19 protein-coding genes are annotated in these 15,160 nt (G+C 61.9%); 12 read left to right on the forward strand and 7 right to left on the reverse strand.

Going from position 1 to position 15,160, the window contains the following annotated elements; genetic code table 11:
- Positions 1-327, forward strand: coding sequence for a hypothetical protein (locus F7R90_RS06085; RefSeq protein WP_158056368.1), 327 nt, complete (start codon positions 1-3; stop codon positions 325-327).
- Here the strand turns inward: F7R90_RS06085 and aglJ are convergent.
- Positions 324-1,226 carry an S-layer glycoprotein N-glycosyltransferase AglJ gene (gene aglJ, locus F7R90_RS06090; RefSeq protein ID WP_158056369.1) on the reverse strand — a complete coding sequence of 301 codons (903 nt, stop codon included), beginning with the start codon at positions 1,224-1,226 and terminating at the stop codon, positions 324-326. The two genes, F7R90_RS06085 and aglJ, sit on opposite strands and share 4 nt — an antisense overlap.
- A gap of 324 nt (positions 1,227-1,550) precedes the next feature.
- Here aglJ and F7R90_RS06095 point away from each other — a divergent pair, with 324 nt between their 5' ends.
- The 5 genes from F7R90_RS06095 (at position 1,551) to F7R90_RS06115 (ending at position 6,547) form a co-directional block, all read left to right on the forward strand.
- Complete coding sequence (locus F7R90_RS06095; RefSeq protein ID WP_158056370.1) at positions 1,551-2,198, forward strand: archaellin/type IV pilin N-terminal domain-containing protein; 648 nt, start codon at positions 1,551-1,553, stop codon at positions 2,196-2,198.
- A gap of 152 nt (positions 2,199-2,350) precedes the next feature.
- Positions 2,351-3,493 carry a glycosyltransferase gene (locus F7R90_RS06100; RefSeq protein ID WP_158056371.1) on the forward strand — a complete coding sequence of 381 codons (1,143 nt, stop codon included), beginning with the start codon at positions 2,351-2,353 and terminating at the stop codon, positions 3,491-3,493.
- A 36-nt stretch (positions 3,494-3,529) separates the two neighbouring features.
- On the forward strand, positions 3,530-4,570 hold the full coding sequence (locus F7R90_RS06105) for a glycosyltransferase family 4 protein (RefSeq protein ID WP_158056372.1): 1,041 nt from the start codon (positions 3,530-3,532) through the stop codon (positions 4,568-4,570).
- A 393-nt stretch (positions 4,571-4,963) separates the two neighbouring features.
- Positions 4,964-5,425 (forward strand): MaoC/PaaZ C-terminal domain-containing protein, encoded by a 462-nt coding sequence (locus F7R90_RS06110; RefSeq protein ID WP_158056373.1) that lies wholly within the window; start codon positions 4,964-4,966, stop codon positions 5,423-5,425.
- Positions 5,426-5,569: 144 nt separating this feature from the next.
- Entirely contained in the window at positions 5,570-6,547 is a 978-nt protein-coding gene (locus F7R90_RS06115) for a zinc metalloprotease (RefSeq protein WP_158056374.1), read from the forward strand.
- Here the strand turns inward: F7R90_RS06115 and F7R90_RS06120 are convergent.
- On the reverse strand, positions 6,530-7,282 hold the full coding sequence (locus F7R90_RS06120) for a GIDE domain-containing protein (protein WP_158056375.1): 753 nt from the start codon (positions 7,280-7,282) through the stop codon (positions 6,530-6,532). The two genes, F7R90_RS06115 and F7R90_RS06120, sit on opposite strands and share 18 nt — an antisense overlap.
- Positions 7,282-7,875, reverse strand: coding sequence for a LemA family protein (locus tag F7R90_RS06125; RefSeq protein ID WP_158056376.1), 594 nt, complete (start codon positions 7,873-7,875; stop codon positions 7,282-7,284). The genes F7R90_RS06120 and F7R90_RS06125 overlap by 1 nt, the downstream gene beginning before the upstream one ends.
- Positions 7,876-7,967: 92 nt before the next feature.
- On the opposite strand from F7R90_RS06125, the gene F7R90_RS06130 reads away from it, so the two are divergent.
- The 3 genes from F7R90_RS06130 to F7R90_RS06140 are packed head-to-tail and all read left to right on the forward strand — an operon-like array spanning position 7,968 to position 10,597.
- On the forward strand, positions 7,968-8,846 hold the full coding sequence (locus F7R90_RS06130) for an amidohydrolase family protein (RefSeq protein WP_158056377.1): 879 nt from the start codon (positions 7,968-7,970) through the stop codon (positions 8,844-8,846).
- Entirely contained in the window at positions 8,843-9,811 is a 969-nt protein-coding gene (locus F7R90_RS06135; RefSeq protein ID WP_192498417.1) for an alpha/beta fold hydrolase, read from the forward strand. The genes F7R90_RS06130 and F7R90_RS06135 overlap by 4 nt, the downstream gene beginning before the upstream one ends.
- A gap of 60 nt (positions 9,812-9,871) precedes the next feature.
- Entirely contained in the window at positions 9,872-10,597 is a 726-nt protein-coding gene (locus tag F7R90_RS06140) for an SDR family NAD(P)-dependent oxidoreductase (protein WP_158056379.1), read from the forward strand.
- A 114-nt stretch (positions 10,598-10,711) separates the two neighbouring features.
- Here F7R90_RS06140 and F7R90_RS22625 read toward each other — a convergent pair whose 3' ends face one another.
- The 3 genes from F7R90_RS22625 to F7R90_RS06155 all read right to left on the reverse strand — a co-directional run bounded on the left by F7R90_RS22625 (position 10,712) and on the right by F7R90_RS06155 (position 12,360).
- Positions 10,712-11,047 carry a hypothetical protein gene (locus tag F7R90_RS22625; protein WP_233752302.1) on the reverse strand — a complete coding sequence of 112 codons (336 nt, stop codon included), beginning with the start codon at positions 11,045-11,047 and terminating at the stop codon, positions 10,712-10,714.
- Between the two features lie 125 nt (positions 11,048-11,172).
- A complete protein-coding gene (locus F7R90_RS06150; RefSeq protein WP_158056381.1) occupies positions 11,173-11,538 on the reverse strand; it encodes a hypothetical protein in 366 nt (121 codons plus the stop codon).
- A gap of 57 nt (positions 11,539-11,595) precedes the next feature.
- The gene (locus F7R90_RS06155) at positions 11,596-12,360 is read right to left on the reverse strand and encodes an enoyl-CoA hydratase/isomerase family protein (protein WP_158056382.1); all 765 of its coding nucleotides are present in this window, start codon (positions 12,358-12,360) and stop codon (positions 11,596-11,598) included.
- A 53-nt stretch (positions 12,361-12,413) separates the two neighbouring features.
- On the opposite strand from F7R90_RS06155, the gene F7R90_RS06160 reads away from it, so the two are divergent.
- From F7R90_RS06160 to F7R90_RS06170, 3 genes are read left to right on the forward strand one after another with little or no spacing between them, the layout of a single operon-like run.
- On the forward strand, positions 12,414-12,797 hold the full coding sequence (locus tag F7R90_RS06160; protein WP_158056383.1) for a PaaI family thioesterase: 384 nt from the start codon (positions 12,414-12,416) through the stop codon (positions 12,795-12,797).
- Between the two features lie 24 nt (positions 12,798-12,821).
- Entirely contained in the window at positions 12,822-14,159 is a 1,338-nt protein-coding gene (locus F7R90_RS06165) for a bifunctional metallophosphatase/5'-nucleotidase (RefSeq protein ID WP_158056384.1), read from the forward strand.
- Positions 14,160-14,174: 15 nt separating this feature from the next.
- Positions 14,175-14,462, forward strand: a complete 288-nt coding sequence (locus F7R90_RS06170; RefSeq protein WP_158056385.1) for a CPCC family cysteine-rich protein — start codon at positions 14,175-14,177, stop codon at positions 14,460-14,462.
- A gap of 22 nt (positions 14,463-14,484) precedes the next feature.
- On the opposite strand, the gene F7R90_RS06175 is transcribed toward F7R90_RS06170, so the two are convergent.
- On the reverse strand, positions 14,485-15,126 hold the full coding sequence (locus tag F7R90_RS06175; RefSeq protein WP_158056386.1) for a helix-turn-helix domain-containing protein: 642 nt from the start codon (positions 15,124-15,126) through the stop codon (positions 14,485-14,487).
- Positions 15,127-15,160: the final 34 nt, after the last annotated feature.

Consider the following 15,160-nt stretch of genomic DNA (forward strand, 5'->3'; position numbering starts at 1 on the left):
ATGGGCGTGAGGCCACCAACATCGGACTCTGGGGGAACCGAGGCCATCGAGTTCGGTATCGCCGAACTCGCCGCGGAACTCGACCGGGCAGACGCGTCGTTTCCAGCGACCGGCGAGGAAATCGTCCGCGCGACGGAGAATCCGCGCATCGACTACGACGCGAACGGCCACGCCGTCGCACTCGCCGACGCGCTCGCGGAGGCCGACAGCGACCACTTCGAGAGTCAACGCCAGTTGCTGAACGAACTTCACCCCGTCTTCGAGGAGTATCGAACGACGCGCTCGCCGAGTCTCGTCGAGCGGATGCGCGCGATGTTGCCGTACTAATCCATCCGGCGCATCTGTTCGCGGTGCAGCGTCACTATCATGTCCGAGAGGACGCCAAACATCAGCAACTGCACGCCGAACAGGATGGCGAACGCGGCGACGACAGCGAGCACCTCGTGAGAGATGCGCTGCGTGACCCACTCGATGCCGACGTACGCACCGAGACCCACGCCGAACAGCGAACTCATCACGCCGATGCTCCCGAAGTAGAACAGTGGGTTGTTCGTCTTCGCCAGTTGGTAGAGGGTCAGCAGAATGACGCCGCCGTCGTGAATCGGGTGAAGGTTCGTGTCCGAGTCGTCCGGGCGTGCCTCGTAGCGAATCGGCACGACCGTGGTCGGGACGCCCTGCTTGACACACTCGACGGCCATCTCCGTCTCGACGCCGAAGCCGTCTGCGTCGAGATAGAAGTTCTCCACTGACTCGCGGGTAAACGCCCGATAGCCGCTGAGGATGTCCTGAAAGTTCTTGCCGTGGATGTGGCGAAACACCCAGTTGAACATCGCGTTGCCCCACTGGTTGAGCTTCGTCATCGCGCCGTCTTCCATGTCGGCGAACCGGTCGCCGATGACGTGTTCCGCACTCCCAGCTAACAGGGGTTCGAGCATCGCGTCTGCGTCTTCCGCCCGATACGTGCCGTCGCCGTCGAGCATCAACACGTACTCGGCGTCGATGTAGTCGAGGGCCTCACGAACCGCTTGTCCCTTGCCAGTCCCAGTTTGCGTGACGACGCGTGCGCCATGCTCTTTGGCGACTGCTTGCGTGTCGTCGGTGGAGTTACCGTCGGCGACGAGGACGTTGTCGAAGCCACGGCTCGTGAAGCCGTCTATCACCTCGCCGATAGTCTCGGCTTCGTTCAGCGTCGGGATGAGTACGCAGACGTCCTCGCGGTCGGCCATTGGATGGCAGTGGTCCCCACTTGCGCAAAAGCCTTACTTCTCGGGTGGCCCGTGGACGTTCCAATCGGGATGGTCACACATAGACACATTTAAATAACTAGTTTATATAGTCGTTCCAAGTTTTTCTGTACTGATTGTTCGAAGATTTCCCAGTTTGCTAGTACGAGGTCCGTCGCCGTCGAACTACTCGATCACCCCGTCCGCGCGCCACGAAAACCCGCGACGACGGCGAGTTATCAGCGATGAAAATAGACGAATGATATATATAATAGGGGTGGTACGTCATCGATGGGAAAGTTCCCGAACACAGAGACCATTCGAAAAATGACACGGAATTATCTCTCTCAGTTTAAACAACGGCTGACCGCCGACCGCGGTCAGGTGGGTATCGGCACCCTCATCGTCTTCATCGCGATGGTGCTCGTCGCAGCAATCGCGGCGGGGGTTCTCATCAACACGGCTGGCTTCCTGCAGACGAAGTCCGAACAGACCGGTCAAGAGTCGTCCGCACAGGTGTCCAACCGCGTGCAGGTCGTCTCCGGCTTCGGTAACGTCGCCAACGAGGAAGTCAACTACATCAACCTCACGGTCATGCGTGGCTCCGGTTCCGACGACATCAACCTCTCGTCAGCTACCATCGAGTGGCTTGGCCCGAACGAAGCCAAGACGCTCGTGAGCGGTAGTGAGGACGACATGAACGCATACAACCTCGGTGGAAATTCGAAATCTAACCCCGGCGAGACTGCCAACTTCACGGTCAAGTCCATCAAGGACCCGGACGACTCGGTTCCGGTCCTCGACGAGCAAGACGACCGCTTTAAGATTTCGCTGAACTCGACGGCGATTAGCGGCCAGCGTCTCTCCGAAGGCCAGACCGTCGAACTCAAGCTCACCACCCAGTACGGTGCAGTCACCATCTACCGCGCGAACATTCCGCAGTCGCTCTCCCAAGAGAGCGCGGTGACGGTCTAAACGTAGCGCCTACAAACTAACCTTCCTCTCAACGTTTTCGCCCTGTCCAACGGGGATTCGGGGCTTCATTTTTCAGTACTCGTGACACAGAGCCACTCGTTCGTGGCTCGCTAAGCAACACTAAATTATAACCCCTCTCCGTAGGCGTCTGTATGAATCCCTTCGTGGCCGCCGCAGGTGCCCTCGTGGCAGTGACGGCCCTGCCGTACATCGCCTACGTGGCTCTCTACGCGTTGGTCCGGCCAAGTGGCTCACCGGCTGACAAGCGCGACGCCGAGCCCACGACCAGCATCATCCTCCCGACGTACAACGAGTCGGGCATTATCGAGAAGAAACTAGACGACGTTCTCGCGCTCGACTACCCGATGGAGAAGGTCGAACTCGTCGTGGTCGATTCCTCCGAGGACGAGACGCCCGAGCTAATCGAGGAGTACTTCGCCGACCGCGAGTACCCCGAACTGAACCTCATCCGAGAGCAGGAACGCCGCGGACTCGCACCTGCGCTCAACGACGCCTACGCGGCCGCGAAAAACGAGATGGTCGTCAAGACCGACTGCGACTCTTACGTCGCCGAGGACGCCCTCCGGCAGGCCGCCGCGAACCTCGCAGACCCCGAAGTCGCGGCCGTCACGGGACAGAACGCGGAAGTCCTCGGTGGGAGCGAAGTCGAAGCGGGCTACCGCGGCGTGCAGGCACACATCCAGACGCTCGAATCGCATCTAGACTCGACGCTCATCTTCCACGGGCCGTTCTCCGCCTTCGAGAACGACGCCATCGTCCCTATCGACCCGAACTCGCTGGCCGACGACACGGAACTCGCGCTGAAGATTCGCCGGGGTGGCGACCGAGTCATCTTCGACCCCGCAGTTCGGTACAAGGAGGCCTCCCACTCGGACTTCGGAAAGCGTCGATTGCAGAAGGACCGACGCGGGATGGGACTGATTCGCCTGCTCGCTCAGCACCGCGACGCGCTGGGCAAGTACGGTAACTACGGCAAAGTGGTCCTCCCGTTCAACTGGTGGTTCATGGTGATTTCGCCGTGGTTGGTCGCGCTGGACGTGGTGGCAGTTACGGCGGCCGCGATAGCAGTTGCAGGACCGGTCGGCCTCGCCGCTCCCGTCGCATTCGGGGCGTTCGTCTGGCTCGGGCAGAAGGACCTTCTCGGTCCGCTGCAAGCCGTCTACGCAATCTTCGACTCGCAGGTGTCACTGCTCGCGGGTGCAATCGCACTCCTGCGCGGCGAGGGCGACGGCACGTGGGAAGTGGACGAGGAACTGCGCGAAGCGTTCGACTGAGGACCGAAGAGAGAACTTTCGACTGAAAATCCATTCATGCGAATTCTACAGGTTACACCGCGCTATCCGCCCCACACTGGTGGTGTCGAAACGCACGTGCAGGAACTCGCCGAACGGATGGTCGAACGCGGCCACGACGTGATGGTCGTCAGTGCCGACGCGGGCGAGGATGTCGAACGGCGGGAGACGCGAAACGGCGTGGTCGTCCGGCGATTCCGTGGCTTCGCACCGGGCGGAGCGTTTCACATCGCTCCCAGCATCGCGCGCGCAGTCCGCGGGGCAAATCCAGACGTAGTTCACGCCCACAACTACCACTCGCTTCCAGTCTTCTTCGCGGCACTGGGTCGGTCTTCTGACGCCCGATTCGTCGTAACCGCTCACTACCACGGCGCGAGTGCAGACGACTTCCGCGACAAATTGCTCTCGTTGTATCGCCCGCTCGGCGGATGGGCAGTCCGAAAGGCAGACGCCCGCATCGCGGTGAGCGAGTGGGAGCGCGACCAGTTGCAAGCCGACTTCGGCGTCGAAGCGACGGTGATTCCAAACGGGCTGGAAACAGAGCTATTTGCCGACGCAACTCCCGAAGAACGCGACAACCCCTATCTGCTCTGCGTCGGCCGACTGGAGGAGTACAAGGGCGTCCAGCACGCGATTCGGGCGCTCGCTGAACTGCCCAACTACGACCTGCTCGTCGCAGGCTCTGGCGACTACCGCGACCAGTTGGAGCGAACCGCCAAAGAAGCGGGCGTCGAGTCGCGCGTAGAGTTCCTCGGTTTCGTCGCCGACGAGCGCCTGCCCGGCCTGTACGCTGGCGCAGACGCCTACCTCACGCTCTCGGAGTTCGAATCCTACGGGATGACCGTCGCGGAGGCGCTCGCCGCTGGCACGCCCTGCGTCGTCCGCGAGGCGGGCGCCCTGGTGGATTGGGCCGACCGCGAGGATTGTGTGGGGGTCGAAGACGTCGCCCCCGAGACCGTCGCTCGTGGGGTCGCTGAAGCTGTCGAACTTGACGCACCTGCCACCGCGCTCCCGACGTGGGACGACGTTACGGAGCGTGTTTTGGAAGTGTACGAGTGAAGAGTTGGAGTCGGGCTCTGTGTCGTGAATTTTGACGAAGAACCGGCGCGCGCTGGTCGCGGGTGTCAGACCGCGACCAAATGTCGCGCGAGGGATGAGGACTGCAAGCCCGAAAGACGCGCAACTGCGCGTCTTTCGTCCTGAAGCCCGCAGTCGGGTGGGGAGGACGTGGTTCTCGCGGTGCGGTTGCGGTGTTGTCTCTCCTTGGTTTCGGAGAAAGTGCGGTTCGTCTCGACTCTGTTTGCTTGAGCAGAGTGCGGTTGGTCTCGATGGCAGGGACCTACCAATAATGCGGTTCGACTCGATCAGACCGTCAATTCCCTATCTTTCTCACCAGCAAGGCCCCACACCAGATACCATAGAACTTTGACCCAGAGTGCAAAACTTACCACCATGCCCTACAGCTATCAGCCGCACCACTTCGAGGACTTCGAGGAAGGCCAGACGTTCGAGAGCGTCGGTCGCACCGTCACCGAGTACGACTTCGTCCAGCACTCGGCGTTCACTGGCGACTGGACCGAACTCCACACCAACAAGGAGTACGCCGAAGACGAGTACTTCGGCGAGCGAGTCGCCCACGGCCCGATGACGTTCTCGCTGGCGACCGGGTTCGTCTACCGCTGTGGCTTCCTCGAACGCACCGTGCTGGCGTTCCTCGGCATGAACTACATGGACATCCCCGCTCCGGTCCACATGGACGACACCGTCTCACTGGACATGGAAGTCGTCGAGACGAAGGATCTGAGCAGTCGGGACGACGCCGGACTGGTCGTCATCGACACGACGATGACCAACCAGGAGGACACCATCGTCTTCGAAGGCGACATGAAGTTCATGATAAAGAAGAGCGAGTAGCAACCCCAATCGCCTCCACCGCCACGCGGTAGACGAACGAACGTGCCAACGTTCGGTCTCTGTGCTCCGAACGTCGAAGCGTCCTGATTCTCACTAGTGATACCGCCCGAAACACCAAAGGGGTGACTTTGACATCTATGTATCATGTCGATATTTCCGCACGACGAGGTACCGACCGTTCGAGTCGTCGGCGTCGGTGACCCCGACCCCGGTTCCGTGCAGGTCGTCGCAGAGACGTACGAAGCCGAATTCGAAGTCCCCGTCACCGTCGGGGAGACGATACCGCTAGACGACCAGTCCGGTCAGCGCGATAGTGCCGACGTACTCTTCGCGCTTGAAGAGACTCCAGAGCTGGACTTCGTAATCGGCGTCACGGACGAGAAACTCTACTACAGAGAGCGGAACTCTATCTTCGGACTCGTGTCGTGGGACGAAGGATACAGTCTTGTCTCGACGGGGGCGCTCCACGAGGACGGCCCAAGTGAGACGACCAAACGCGAACGCATCGAAAACGTCACGCGGCACTGTGCGGGTCAGTTGTTCGAGTTTCGAAGTCACAAACGCTGCGTTATGGATGGTGTGGACACGCTCGACGAACTCGACGACCGACCGAACGATTTCTGTCGGGACTGCGCCGACCGATTGCGGCGCGAGGAGACCGCACCGGAGCCTCCACAGTGGCAAGTCCTGACTCAGGGAGCAGAAGAGATGGAGACGGCGATTCGTTGGTCTAAGGGCGACATCCGTCTCACGGAGTACCCACTGTTCGCTCTCGGTATGGTCGTAGACGGCGTGTGGCGGCTATGGGACTGGCTACCGAGTTCGCCGAGCGTCTCGGTGCCGCGGTCGGTCCGTGCATTTGTCCACGAGTCGTACCGAACGATTAGTTTCTGGTGGCTGGTTCTCACCTACTTCGCCGTCTTCCTCGCAGTCGTCGGCGTCGGACTGACTGGCTACGAGAGTGCGACAGGTGGCGCGACCTCCGACGTTGCGATGTGGGCTATCGTCGTCGCGGGTCTTCCCATCGCGTACGTCGTTCACGCGATACTCACCGGTATCTTCGGTGGACTTCTCGCCGGGACGGTCACTGGTGTCCGCGACGGATTAGCCGCCGAGAAATAGCTGTGCGAATCCGGTCAGCCAGAGGACGCTACCAAGACCGAGCGTCGCCACGAGCGTGCCACTGACGACGGACTTCACGAGCGAGTATCGCCGCTCGCGTCGTAACTCGTCGCGGGACCTATCTGCGAGGAATCCGCGGCTACCAGACTGCAAGACGACTGTTTTCTCGTCTGTCTCACCATCGTGGTCGGCGTCCGGACGAACGTCACCGTAAGCATACACCTCGTCACCGCGTCGAAGATAGACGTATTCGATGGTCCGGTCCCGACGCAGTCCACGCTCGGGGAGGTCTCGGCTGTCGTGGAACGCCTCTGCGCGAGCCGGTACCTCGTCGTAGCTCTTGAACGAGAACGACTCCGTACGGGCTTCGGAAATGTCGAGTTCGAACTCAGTAGGGTCGATACGGACCCGACCGGTCCCGTCGTTGACGAAGAACGTGACGCTTTCACGCTCTTCGTGCACCGCCGTTGCATCCGTACTGTCGTTCACTGTGAGGTCGTAACAGACGCAACGCTCCGCTCCCACCGGGACAGTGGTCGGTGCGGACGTCTCGATGGATCCCGAGACTGCAGTTTCCCCGACGGAAACGGCACCGAGAGATGATATCGGGACGTCTACGAGGGCGTTGAACTCCTGCCATCGACGGAACCCGTCTGTTATCGAGAACAGACCGTACGCGACGGCGAGCAACGACCCGCCGATCAGTCCCAGATAGAGGACGTACCCGAACACCATCAGTCGTCGCCGGAGATGCCGAGGCGGTCACCGACGTCGATGCCATCCCGTGCGTCCGCCGTAGCGACGAACGGAACGCGCCGCTCGAATCCGCGTTGGTCTGCGACGTAGCGTTCCGGGACGCGGTCGAGACGTGCGTTGTAGGTACTTACCGCGTCGTTGTACTGCTCTCTGCGAGTTTCGATTCGCTGCTCGATGGTCCGAACGCTATCCGTCAACTCGTCGAACCGGTCACTGGAACGGAGTTCGGGAAACTCCTCGGAGAGTTCGTACACCTCCTCCAGGGTGTTCTGTAGTTCGACGTTGACGTCGGCCGCTTCGTTCGGTCGTTGGGCCTCGACGACGCGGTTTCGAGCGTCCATCACGTCCTGGAGGACCTCACGATCGTGCGCGACGTGTTCGCGGGTAACGTCTACGAGATTACCGACTTCCTCAGCACGTCGTTCTAACAGTACGTCGACGTCGCTCCAGGTCTTGTTGCACCGTTCACGGGCATCGACGAGGTTGTTGTGTGCTGCACCGAGGTAGCGAACGAGACTATACCCGACCAACAGGACCGCAAAGCCGGCTACCACTGCGGGAAATACGCTCATGTTTCGGACACATTTGACTCTCGATACTTGAATCCTCCCCGACGCCGACCGATTCGCAGGGACTTTTGTTGTCTCGTCTCGCAACCACTACTATGACACTCGACGTAGTCGCCGACCACGACGACGACTACCCCATCATCGACACGCACTGCCACCAGCCGACCGAAGAATTCCTCCATGACGCCGGTGGCCAGATGATGCAGGACGCCGCGAACAAGTTCGGCACCAGCATCGAAACCGACACCTACGAGTCGCTCATCGAGGAGTACCACGAGTGCGGTATCGGAACCGCCGTCTTGCTCGGGTGGGACGCCGAGACGAACACCGGCAACCCGCCGGTGCCCAACGACTACGTCGCGGAGGTGCGCGACGACTACGACGACTTCTTCGTCGGCTTCGGGAGTGTTGACCCCTTGAAAGACGATTGCGTCGAGGAGGCCATCCGCTGTGTCGAGGACCTCGACCTCTCCGGGTTCAAGTTCCAGCAGATTGCCCAAGGCTTCGACCCGAGCGACCCCGAACACGAGGCGCTGTTCGACACGCTCGAAGACCTCGGCAAGCCCGTCGTCTTCCACGGCGGCAACTCCACGCTCGGCGCGTGTGCCCCCGGCGGACGCGGCTTGAAAATCAAGTACGGCAACCCGATGCTCATCGACGACGTGGCGGCCGAACATCCTGAACTCCCGATTCTCATCGCGCACCCGGCGTTCCCGTGGGAGAAAGAGCAACTGGCCATCTGCCAGCAGAAGGGTAACGTCACGATGGACCTCTCGGGGTGGATGCCTCGTTACATCGACGACCAAGTGCTCCACTACGCGAAGAGTCTGCTCTCCGACACGGTGATGTTCGGCACCGACTACCCGATGCTGAAACCCGGCGTCTGGCTCGACCAGTTCGAAGAGTTGGGCTTCCCCGAGGACGTACAACGCAAGATCCTCTGGGAGAACGCCGAGGAGTTCCTCGGCCTGTGAAGACACTCGAACGCCTGCGCAAGTGGTTGCGAGAGCGGTTGCCCCAATCACGGGAGGGGTCGCCGGAGTGGCTACGAGAGCGAGTACCGGACCAGTTCCAGAACCCACTGTCGAATCCGCTCTGGGACTCCGGCGAAGTCGCAGGCCACCCCTACGTCGGAGTCAATACGACCGAGAGTGAGGACGGCGCGAGCGACAGCGAGCGCCGTCACCGACACCCACCGCTCGTCGTCGTGCCCGGGTTGAACGACCCCCTCGCTCGTGCAGGCGAACACTGGTGGTTCGACGCGCTCCTCGTGGCGTTCTGCCGCCGATTCGCCGAAGACCGTTCGGTGTACGCTATCAGCCGACCGCCCAGATTACCGAAAAAGCTGACGACGCGCGAGATGGCCACAGACTACGCCGACGTCCTCGATACGATTGCCCCAGACGAACCAGTAGACCTCCTCGGCCTCTCGATGGGTGGCTTCGTCGTCCAGCACCTCGCGGCCGACTCTCCCGAGCGCGTCAATCGCGCCGTCCTCGGCCTCGCCGCGCACGCGCTGGCCGACCGCGGCACGGCGCTCGTCCGGCGGTGGCAACGCTACGCAGACACCGGCCGGTGGCTGGCTATCGAGTTGGAAGCCGCCGACCTCGTGGCGACCGGCACCGTGCGCCGACTCGGCCGACTCGGCGCTCGCGGACACGTCGAACTCTCCGACGGTCCTCGTGCGCCAGCGGACTTTCGCGTCTCCGCAGAGGCCTGCCTCGACCACGACGGATGGGCACGACTGCCCGAGATGACAGTTCCGACGCTCGTCGTCGGCGGGACGGCCGACCCCTTCTTCGACGCCGAACAGTTCCGTAGCACCGCGGCACGACTCCCCGACGGGTCGCTCTCGCTCTTAGAGGGCGTCGGTCACGAAGCGGTCGTCAGCGACCACGAGGTTTTCGACGACTCGATTCGACGATTCCTCGCGCAGTAGTCGATGCTCGGCGTCTTCGCAGTAGCCAACGCTTAGCATCTTCGCGCTGACAGTGCGAGTATGACCGAACGCGCAATCGTGGTCGGTGCCTCGTCGGGCATCGGCGCGGCGCTGGCCCGCGAACTCGCAGACGAAGGCTACGAAGTCGGACTCGTCGCGCGACGACTGGACCGTCTAGAGACGCTCGGCGAGCAACTCTCGACGAAGAGCTACGTCGCCAAAATCGACGTGACCGAGACCGAACCGGCGATGGAGCGCCTCGGAAAACTCATCGACGCGATGGGCGGCGTAGACCTCGTCGTCCTCAACGCCGGAGTCGGCCTCGCAAACGAAGCCCTCGACTGGGAACCGGAACGCCAGACTATCGACGTGAACGTTCGCGGATTCGCCGCGATGGCGAACGTCGCCGTCCACCACTTCGAGGAACGCGGCGCAGGCCACCTCGTCGGCGTCTCGTCAGTCGCGGCGGCGTTCGGCAACGGCGCGGTCCCAGCCTACAGCGCGTCGAAGGCGTTCGTCTCGAACTATCTCGACGGACTGCGCTATCGGGCGGGCCGACTCGACGCCGACATAGCCGTTACCGACGTGCGACCGGGCTACGTGGACACCGAGATGGCGACCAACGAAGGCCGGTTCTGGGAAGTGTCGGCCGACGTTGCGGCACGCGGAATTCTGCGGGCGATTCGGAAGAAGCAACGCCACGCCTACGTTCCCCGGCGGTGGCGAGCGGTCGCGTTGCTATTGGATGCGATGCCAGACGTAGTCTTTCGGCGGATGTTCGACTGAGGGTCTCGACACGACGACGGCGAAAAATTGCGCGTCCCGAATTCAGCGGCCGACACGGAATGCAACGGCCGATACTGAACTATCGGTGTGTTTCGAAGGGCGATACGAGCGTCGCTACGCCGTGATTGGCGAGGCGGCCGTGATTGGCGAGTCCGCCGTAATCGGGGAACTGACCGTAATCGGTGCACTCGCGGTGATAGGCGCGTCGGCCGTAATTGGGGAGCTAACCGTAATCGGGGCGCTCGCCGTAATCGGAGCGTCGGCCGTAATCGGACTGTTCGTGATAGGCGCACTCGCAGTAATCGGAGCGTCAGCAGTGATTGGCCCGCTTACCGTAATTGGTTCGTCCGCAGTAATCGGGGCGTCGGCGGCCATTACTGGTGCCGTCGCGAGACCGAACCCTGCGAGCAGTACAGCCGTGGTGAACAGCAGTTTCGTTGTGACTTTCATGCGGAATTCTCTCTCGGTATTCAGTTTTCACACCGAACACCTGCATTCATATCTAATCTATAGTATTAAATAACTTTCCTACAATAAAATATAGCAGAAACATCTTTGTGAATTACTTCGTCGCGTCAGTTACTGGACGACGAATCGACGACGGTTACCTCGTCGCTACGGGCGTGTCGTATCTCGATACTGTGGCGCGTATGTCGAGCGTGGGTCTCCGCCCAGCGAGTGACGGCGTCTTGCGCGAGTCGCTCGACTTCTTCGGGGCAGTGCCGACAGGCCGCCCGCCACGTCGTAATGTCGTCGGGGAAGTGACCGGTGTGGCGATTGTGGTCGAGTGCGAACTGTTCGACGGCGTGGTTGCCGACGCCTAATTCCTCGAACTCCTTGCTGAGGTCCCACTCGCAGTCACAACGCGTGCAAGTAACGGTCGGTGCGTCGAAGTCCTCTGGCTCGGTGGGGTCGTCTACTCCGTCGAAAGAATCGGACACGACTGTGAATAGTCGCCCTGCCCTCTTGAGTGTAGTCCCATCGCTCGAAGGGCCATATCAGTTGAAGTCGGGGTCCCGTCCTTCCAGAAATGCATCGACGCCCTCCGCGTGTTCGGGCGTGTCGTACGCTTGCGATTGGACGACGTTCTCGTAGTCGGCCGCCTCGCGCCAACCCTTACCCATGTTCTGGTGGATAGCGCGCTTTGCGAGGCCGATAGTCGTTGTCGGGCGCTTCCGGAGCGTGTCGAGCAGGTCTTCGACCGTCTCGTCTAACTCGTCGGCGGGAACTGCCTCGTTGACCAAGTCCATCTCGGCGGCTTCGCGGGCACCGAAGAACTCGCCAGTGAACGCTAGTTGCTTCGCAGTCCGAAGGCCGACGAGTCTGGGCAGGAGGAAGGTGCCGCCCGTGTCCGGAATCAGGCCGACGCGGACGAACGCACACCCGAACGTCGCGTCCTCGACGGCGTATGCGAAGTCGCTGACCGCCGCGAGCGCGAGTCCCGCGCCGACGGCGTCGCCGTTGACCTTGGCGACGATTGGAACGCGCGCGGAGAGTGCTTCTTCGACGACGCGGCCGAACGTCTCGGTCACTCGCTCGTAGGCTTCGGCGGTGTTCTCCTCGCGCTGGGCCATCGACTGGATGTCGCCGCCCGCGCTGAAGGCGTCGCCGTCGCCTGTCAATACGACCGCGTCGTGGTCGTCGGGACTTACCTTGGCCAGTTCGTCGGCCAACTCTTCTGCCGTCTCGGTCGTGAAGGCGTTCATCACTTCGGGGCGGTCGAACGTAATCGTCCGAACGCCGTCGTCGTCGGTGACGTGCATATCTCGGACGTGGCTTCCTGCACATTTAATTGCTCGCTCGTGCGACATCAGGTATGGACCCGGAGAAGTTCTTCGAGGAGATGCCGTTCGCCGACTTGCTCGGCGTCGAGGTAACGGAAGTCGAAGACGGCCACGCGGAGGGCCGAATCGAGATGCGCGAGGAACTGTCGTGGAACGCCGACCGGATGATGGCCCACGGCGGCGTCACCTTCACGCTCGCCGATACCGTCGGCGGCGCGGCACTCGTCTCGCTGGCCGACCAGCCAGTTCCCACCATCGACATGCGAATCGACTATCTGGAAGCCGGAACCGGCGACCTCAACGCCGAGGCCGACGTAGTCCGGTACGGCGGCGACGTGGGCGTCGTAGACGTTGACGTGTTCGCCGAAGACGGCACCAAAGTCGCGGACGCCCGTGGCGTCTACAAAACCGGATAGCGAAACGTTTCCCGCCCTCCACCCATGCGACTACTGCACTACTCCGACGTAGAGAACGCCTACGACCGCCCGGAGCGCATCGGCCGCTTGGCTGGTCTTCTCCAGTCCGAGCGCGACGACAGTACCGTCGTCGTCGGAACCGGCGACAACGTCGGGCCGGGCGTGCTGGCGATGGAGACCGACGGCCGCCAGTCGTTGGACTTCTTCCGTGCCGTCGAACCGACTGTCGAGACGCTCGGCAACCACGACTTCGACTTCGAGTTGGAAGCGACGCGCCGGGTTGTCGCGGAGTCGCCCCAGACGTGGGTCAGCGCAAATATCGAGGATGGCGAGGAAGTAGCTCCTGACACAACCTCTACCGCCATCGTCGAGCGCGACGGAGAAACCGTCGGCTTCGTCGGCGTGACCGACCCAGGTTCGTCGGTTCCGGACTCACTCACCGTCTCGGACCCCAAACTGGCAGTTCGAGAAGCCACAGCGGAACTCCGTGAGGCGGGCGTTGACTGGGTCGTCGCGCTGGCACACGTCGGCGACGAACAGTTAGAAAGGCTCACCGAAACCGACGTAGACGTGATTTTGGCGGGGCACATCCACAGAGAGCAACGCGAGCGAAGCGACGGCACGCTCGTCGTCCGACCCGGCGCGAACGGCCGAATCGTCTGGGAAGTGGAATTAGGCGAGCAGATATCGGCCACGCGTCACGAAGTCCCCGACGCGCCGCTGGACGAGTCGGTCGCCGAGCAGTTGCGCGAGCGAATGGAACAGACCGGTCTCGCGGAAGTCGTCGGGCGCGCCCCCGAACCGCTTCCCCGCGACCGTGAGCAGAACTTCGCCGGAGAGACCCGAATCAAGAACTTCGTCGCCGACGCCTATCTGTGGGCGACCGACGCCGACCTGAGCTTCTTCGACACCGGTATGCTCAGAGAAGGCGACCCGTTCGTTGGCGAGATGACAGTGGCTGATTTGCGAGGATTGGCACCGTTCGAGGCCCACCTCCGCACAGCGTCCGTCTCGGGCGGAACGCTTCGGGAACTCATCGACCAGTCTATCGCGACCGACGAGCGCGCCGCACGCCACGATACGGAGGTGATGTGGTGGGGTCATTTCGCGGGACTGACCCTCGTCTGGGACCGCGACGAAAAAGAGATACGAGAGATTCGCATCGGCGGCGACCCGCTCGACTCGGAAGCGACCTACACACTGGCGACGACTGGCTACGTTCTCATCGCCGACGAGTTCCCGGCACTGAGTTGGGACGACCGCGAATCGAGTTGGGGCGTCCAGTACGACGCGCTGGTCGAGTACGCGAGAGAGGTCGGCGTGGTTGCGGAGTTGGACGGGAGAATCGTGGTCGAATCGTAACTCCAAGCGAGACGGATGTCTGAAGGGACTGACCACCGTGGATTCTGTCCGGTTTGTGGGTATCGAACCTTGCCCCGGTATCCACGCCAAACGCGCTTTTCGGTCTGTGACGTTTGCTGCTGGGAAGATGATTTGATCCAACTCGAAAATCCCCTCTCAGGGGACGGTGCAAATCCGGTCTCACTTCGAGAAGCCAGAGAGAACTTTCGGGAGTTCGGAGCCTGTCACCGGGAATTGATAGCGTCCACGCGTGAACCGACCGCAGAGGAGGGCCGCGACCCGAATTGGCCGTACGAACGATAGCACGCCAGATTCGATGACCCTCCTACCCGAACACCTGCTCGAACAGCACTGCTTGCCCGCGACGAAGGCGTTCCAGAAACGCTGACTTGCTGATGCCCAACTCCTCCGCAACCTCCGAAGCAGTCACTTTCTTCGGCACCGCGAAGTAGCCCATGTCCAGTGCTTTCCGAAGCGCCGACTCCTGTGCAGGCGTCACGTCCCACCGCTGAGCCACTGCCTCGTCGTCCTCGCTCCCGAGTGGGAAGACCCGTTCGAGGGAGACCCCGACGGTTTCGGCGGCCGCCGCGAGGACGCCCTGTAACACGTCGTGACCGACGACCGCGCCGGTGTGGCGCTCGACGCCTTCCCGGTACTGGAGCGTCTCGGCCATGAACCCAGCGTCGGTCAGTTCGTGGACGACGCAGGGGTGTTTCGAGAGACACCGGAAATTGGTCCGACTGTCGGTGCTGGAGGTGTGGAGGTACCGAATCCGGTCGTCTGTGTCGAGGGTTTCGGCGAGTTCTTCGGCTCCTTTGCTCGCGCTGAATCGGAGCAGGGCGTTGTCGTCGTGCCGAAGTTGTGGGGGGCGTGCGTCTACGGTGGTGTTTGTTTTTCTGGTGGCGTCTGCGAGCGGGCAGTCGTCTCCGGTGACGCTGAACTCGACGACGAGGCATTCGTCTATCATTTTCCACCTCTTCGAAGGTCCCCGGTCGCTCGCT

Source organism: Halorussus halophilus (genome assembly GCF_008831545.1).
In the GTDB taxonomy this organism is placed as follows: Archaea; Halobacteriota; Halobacteria; order Halobacteriales; family Haladaptataceae; genus Halorussus; species Halorussus halophilus.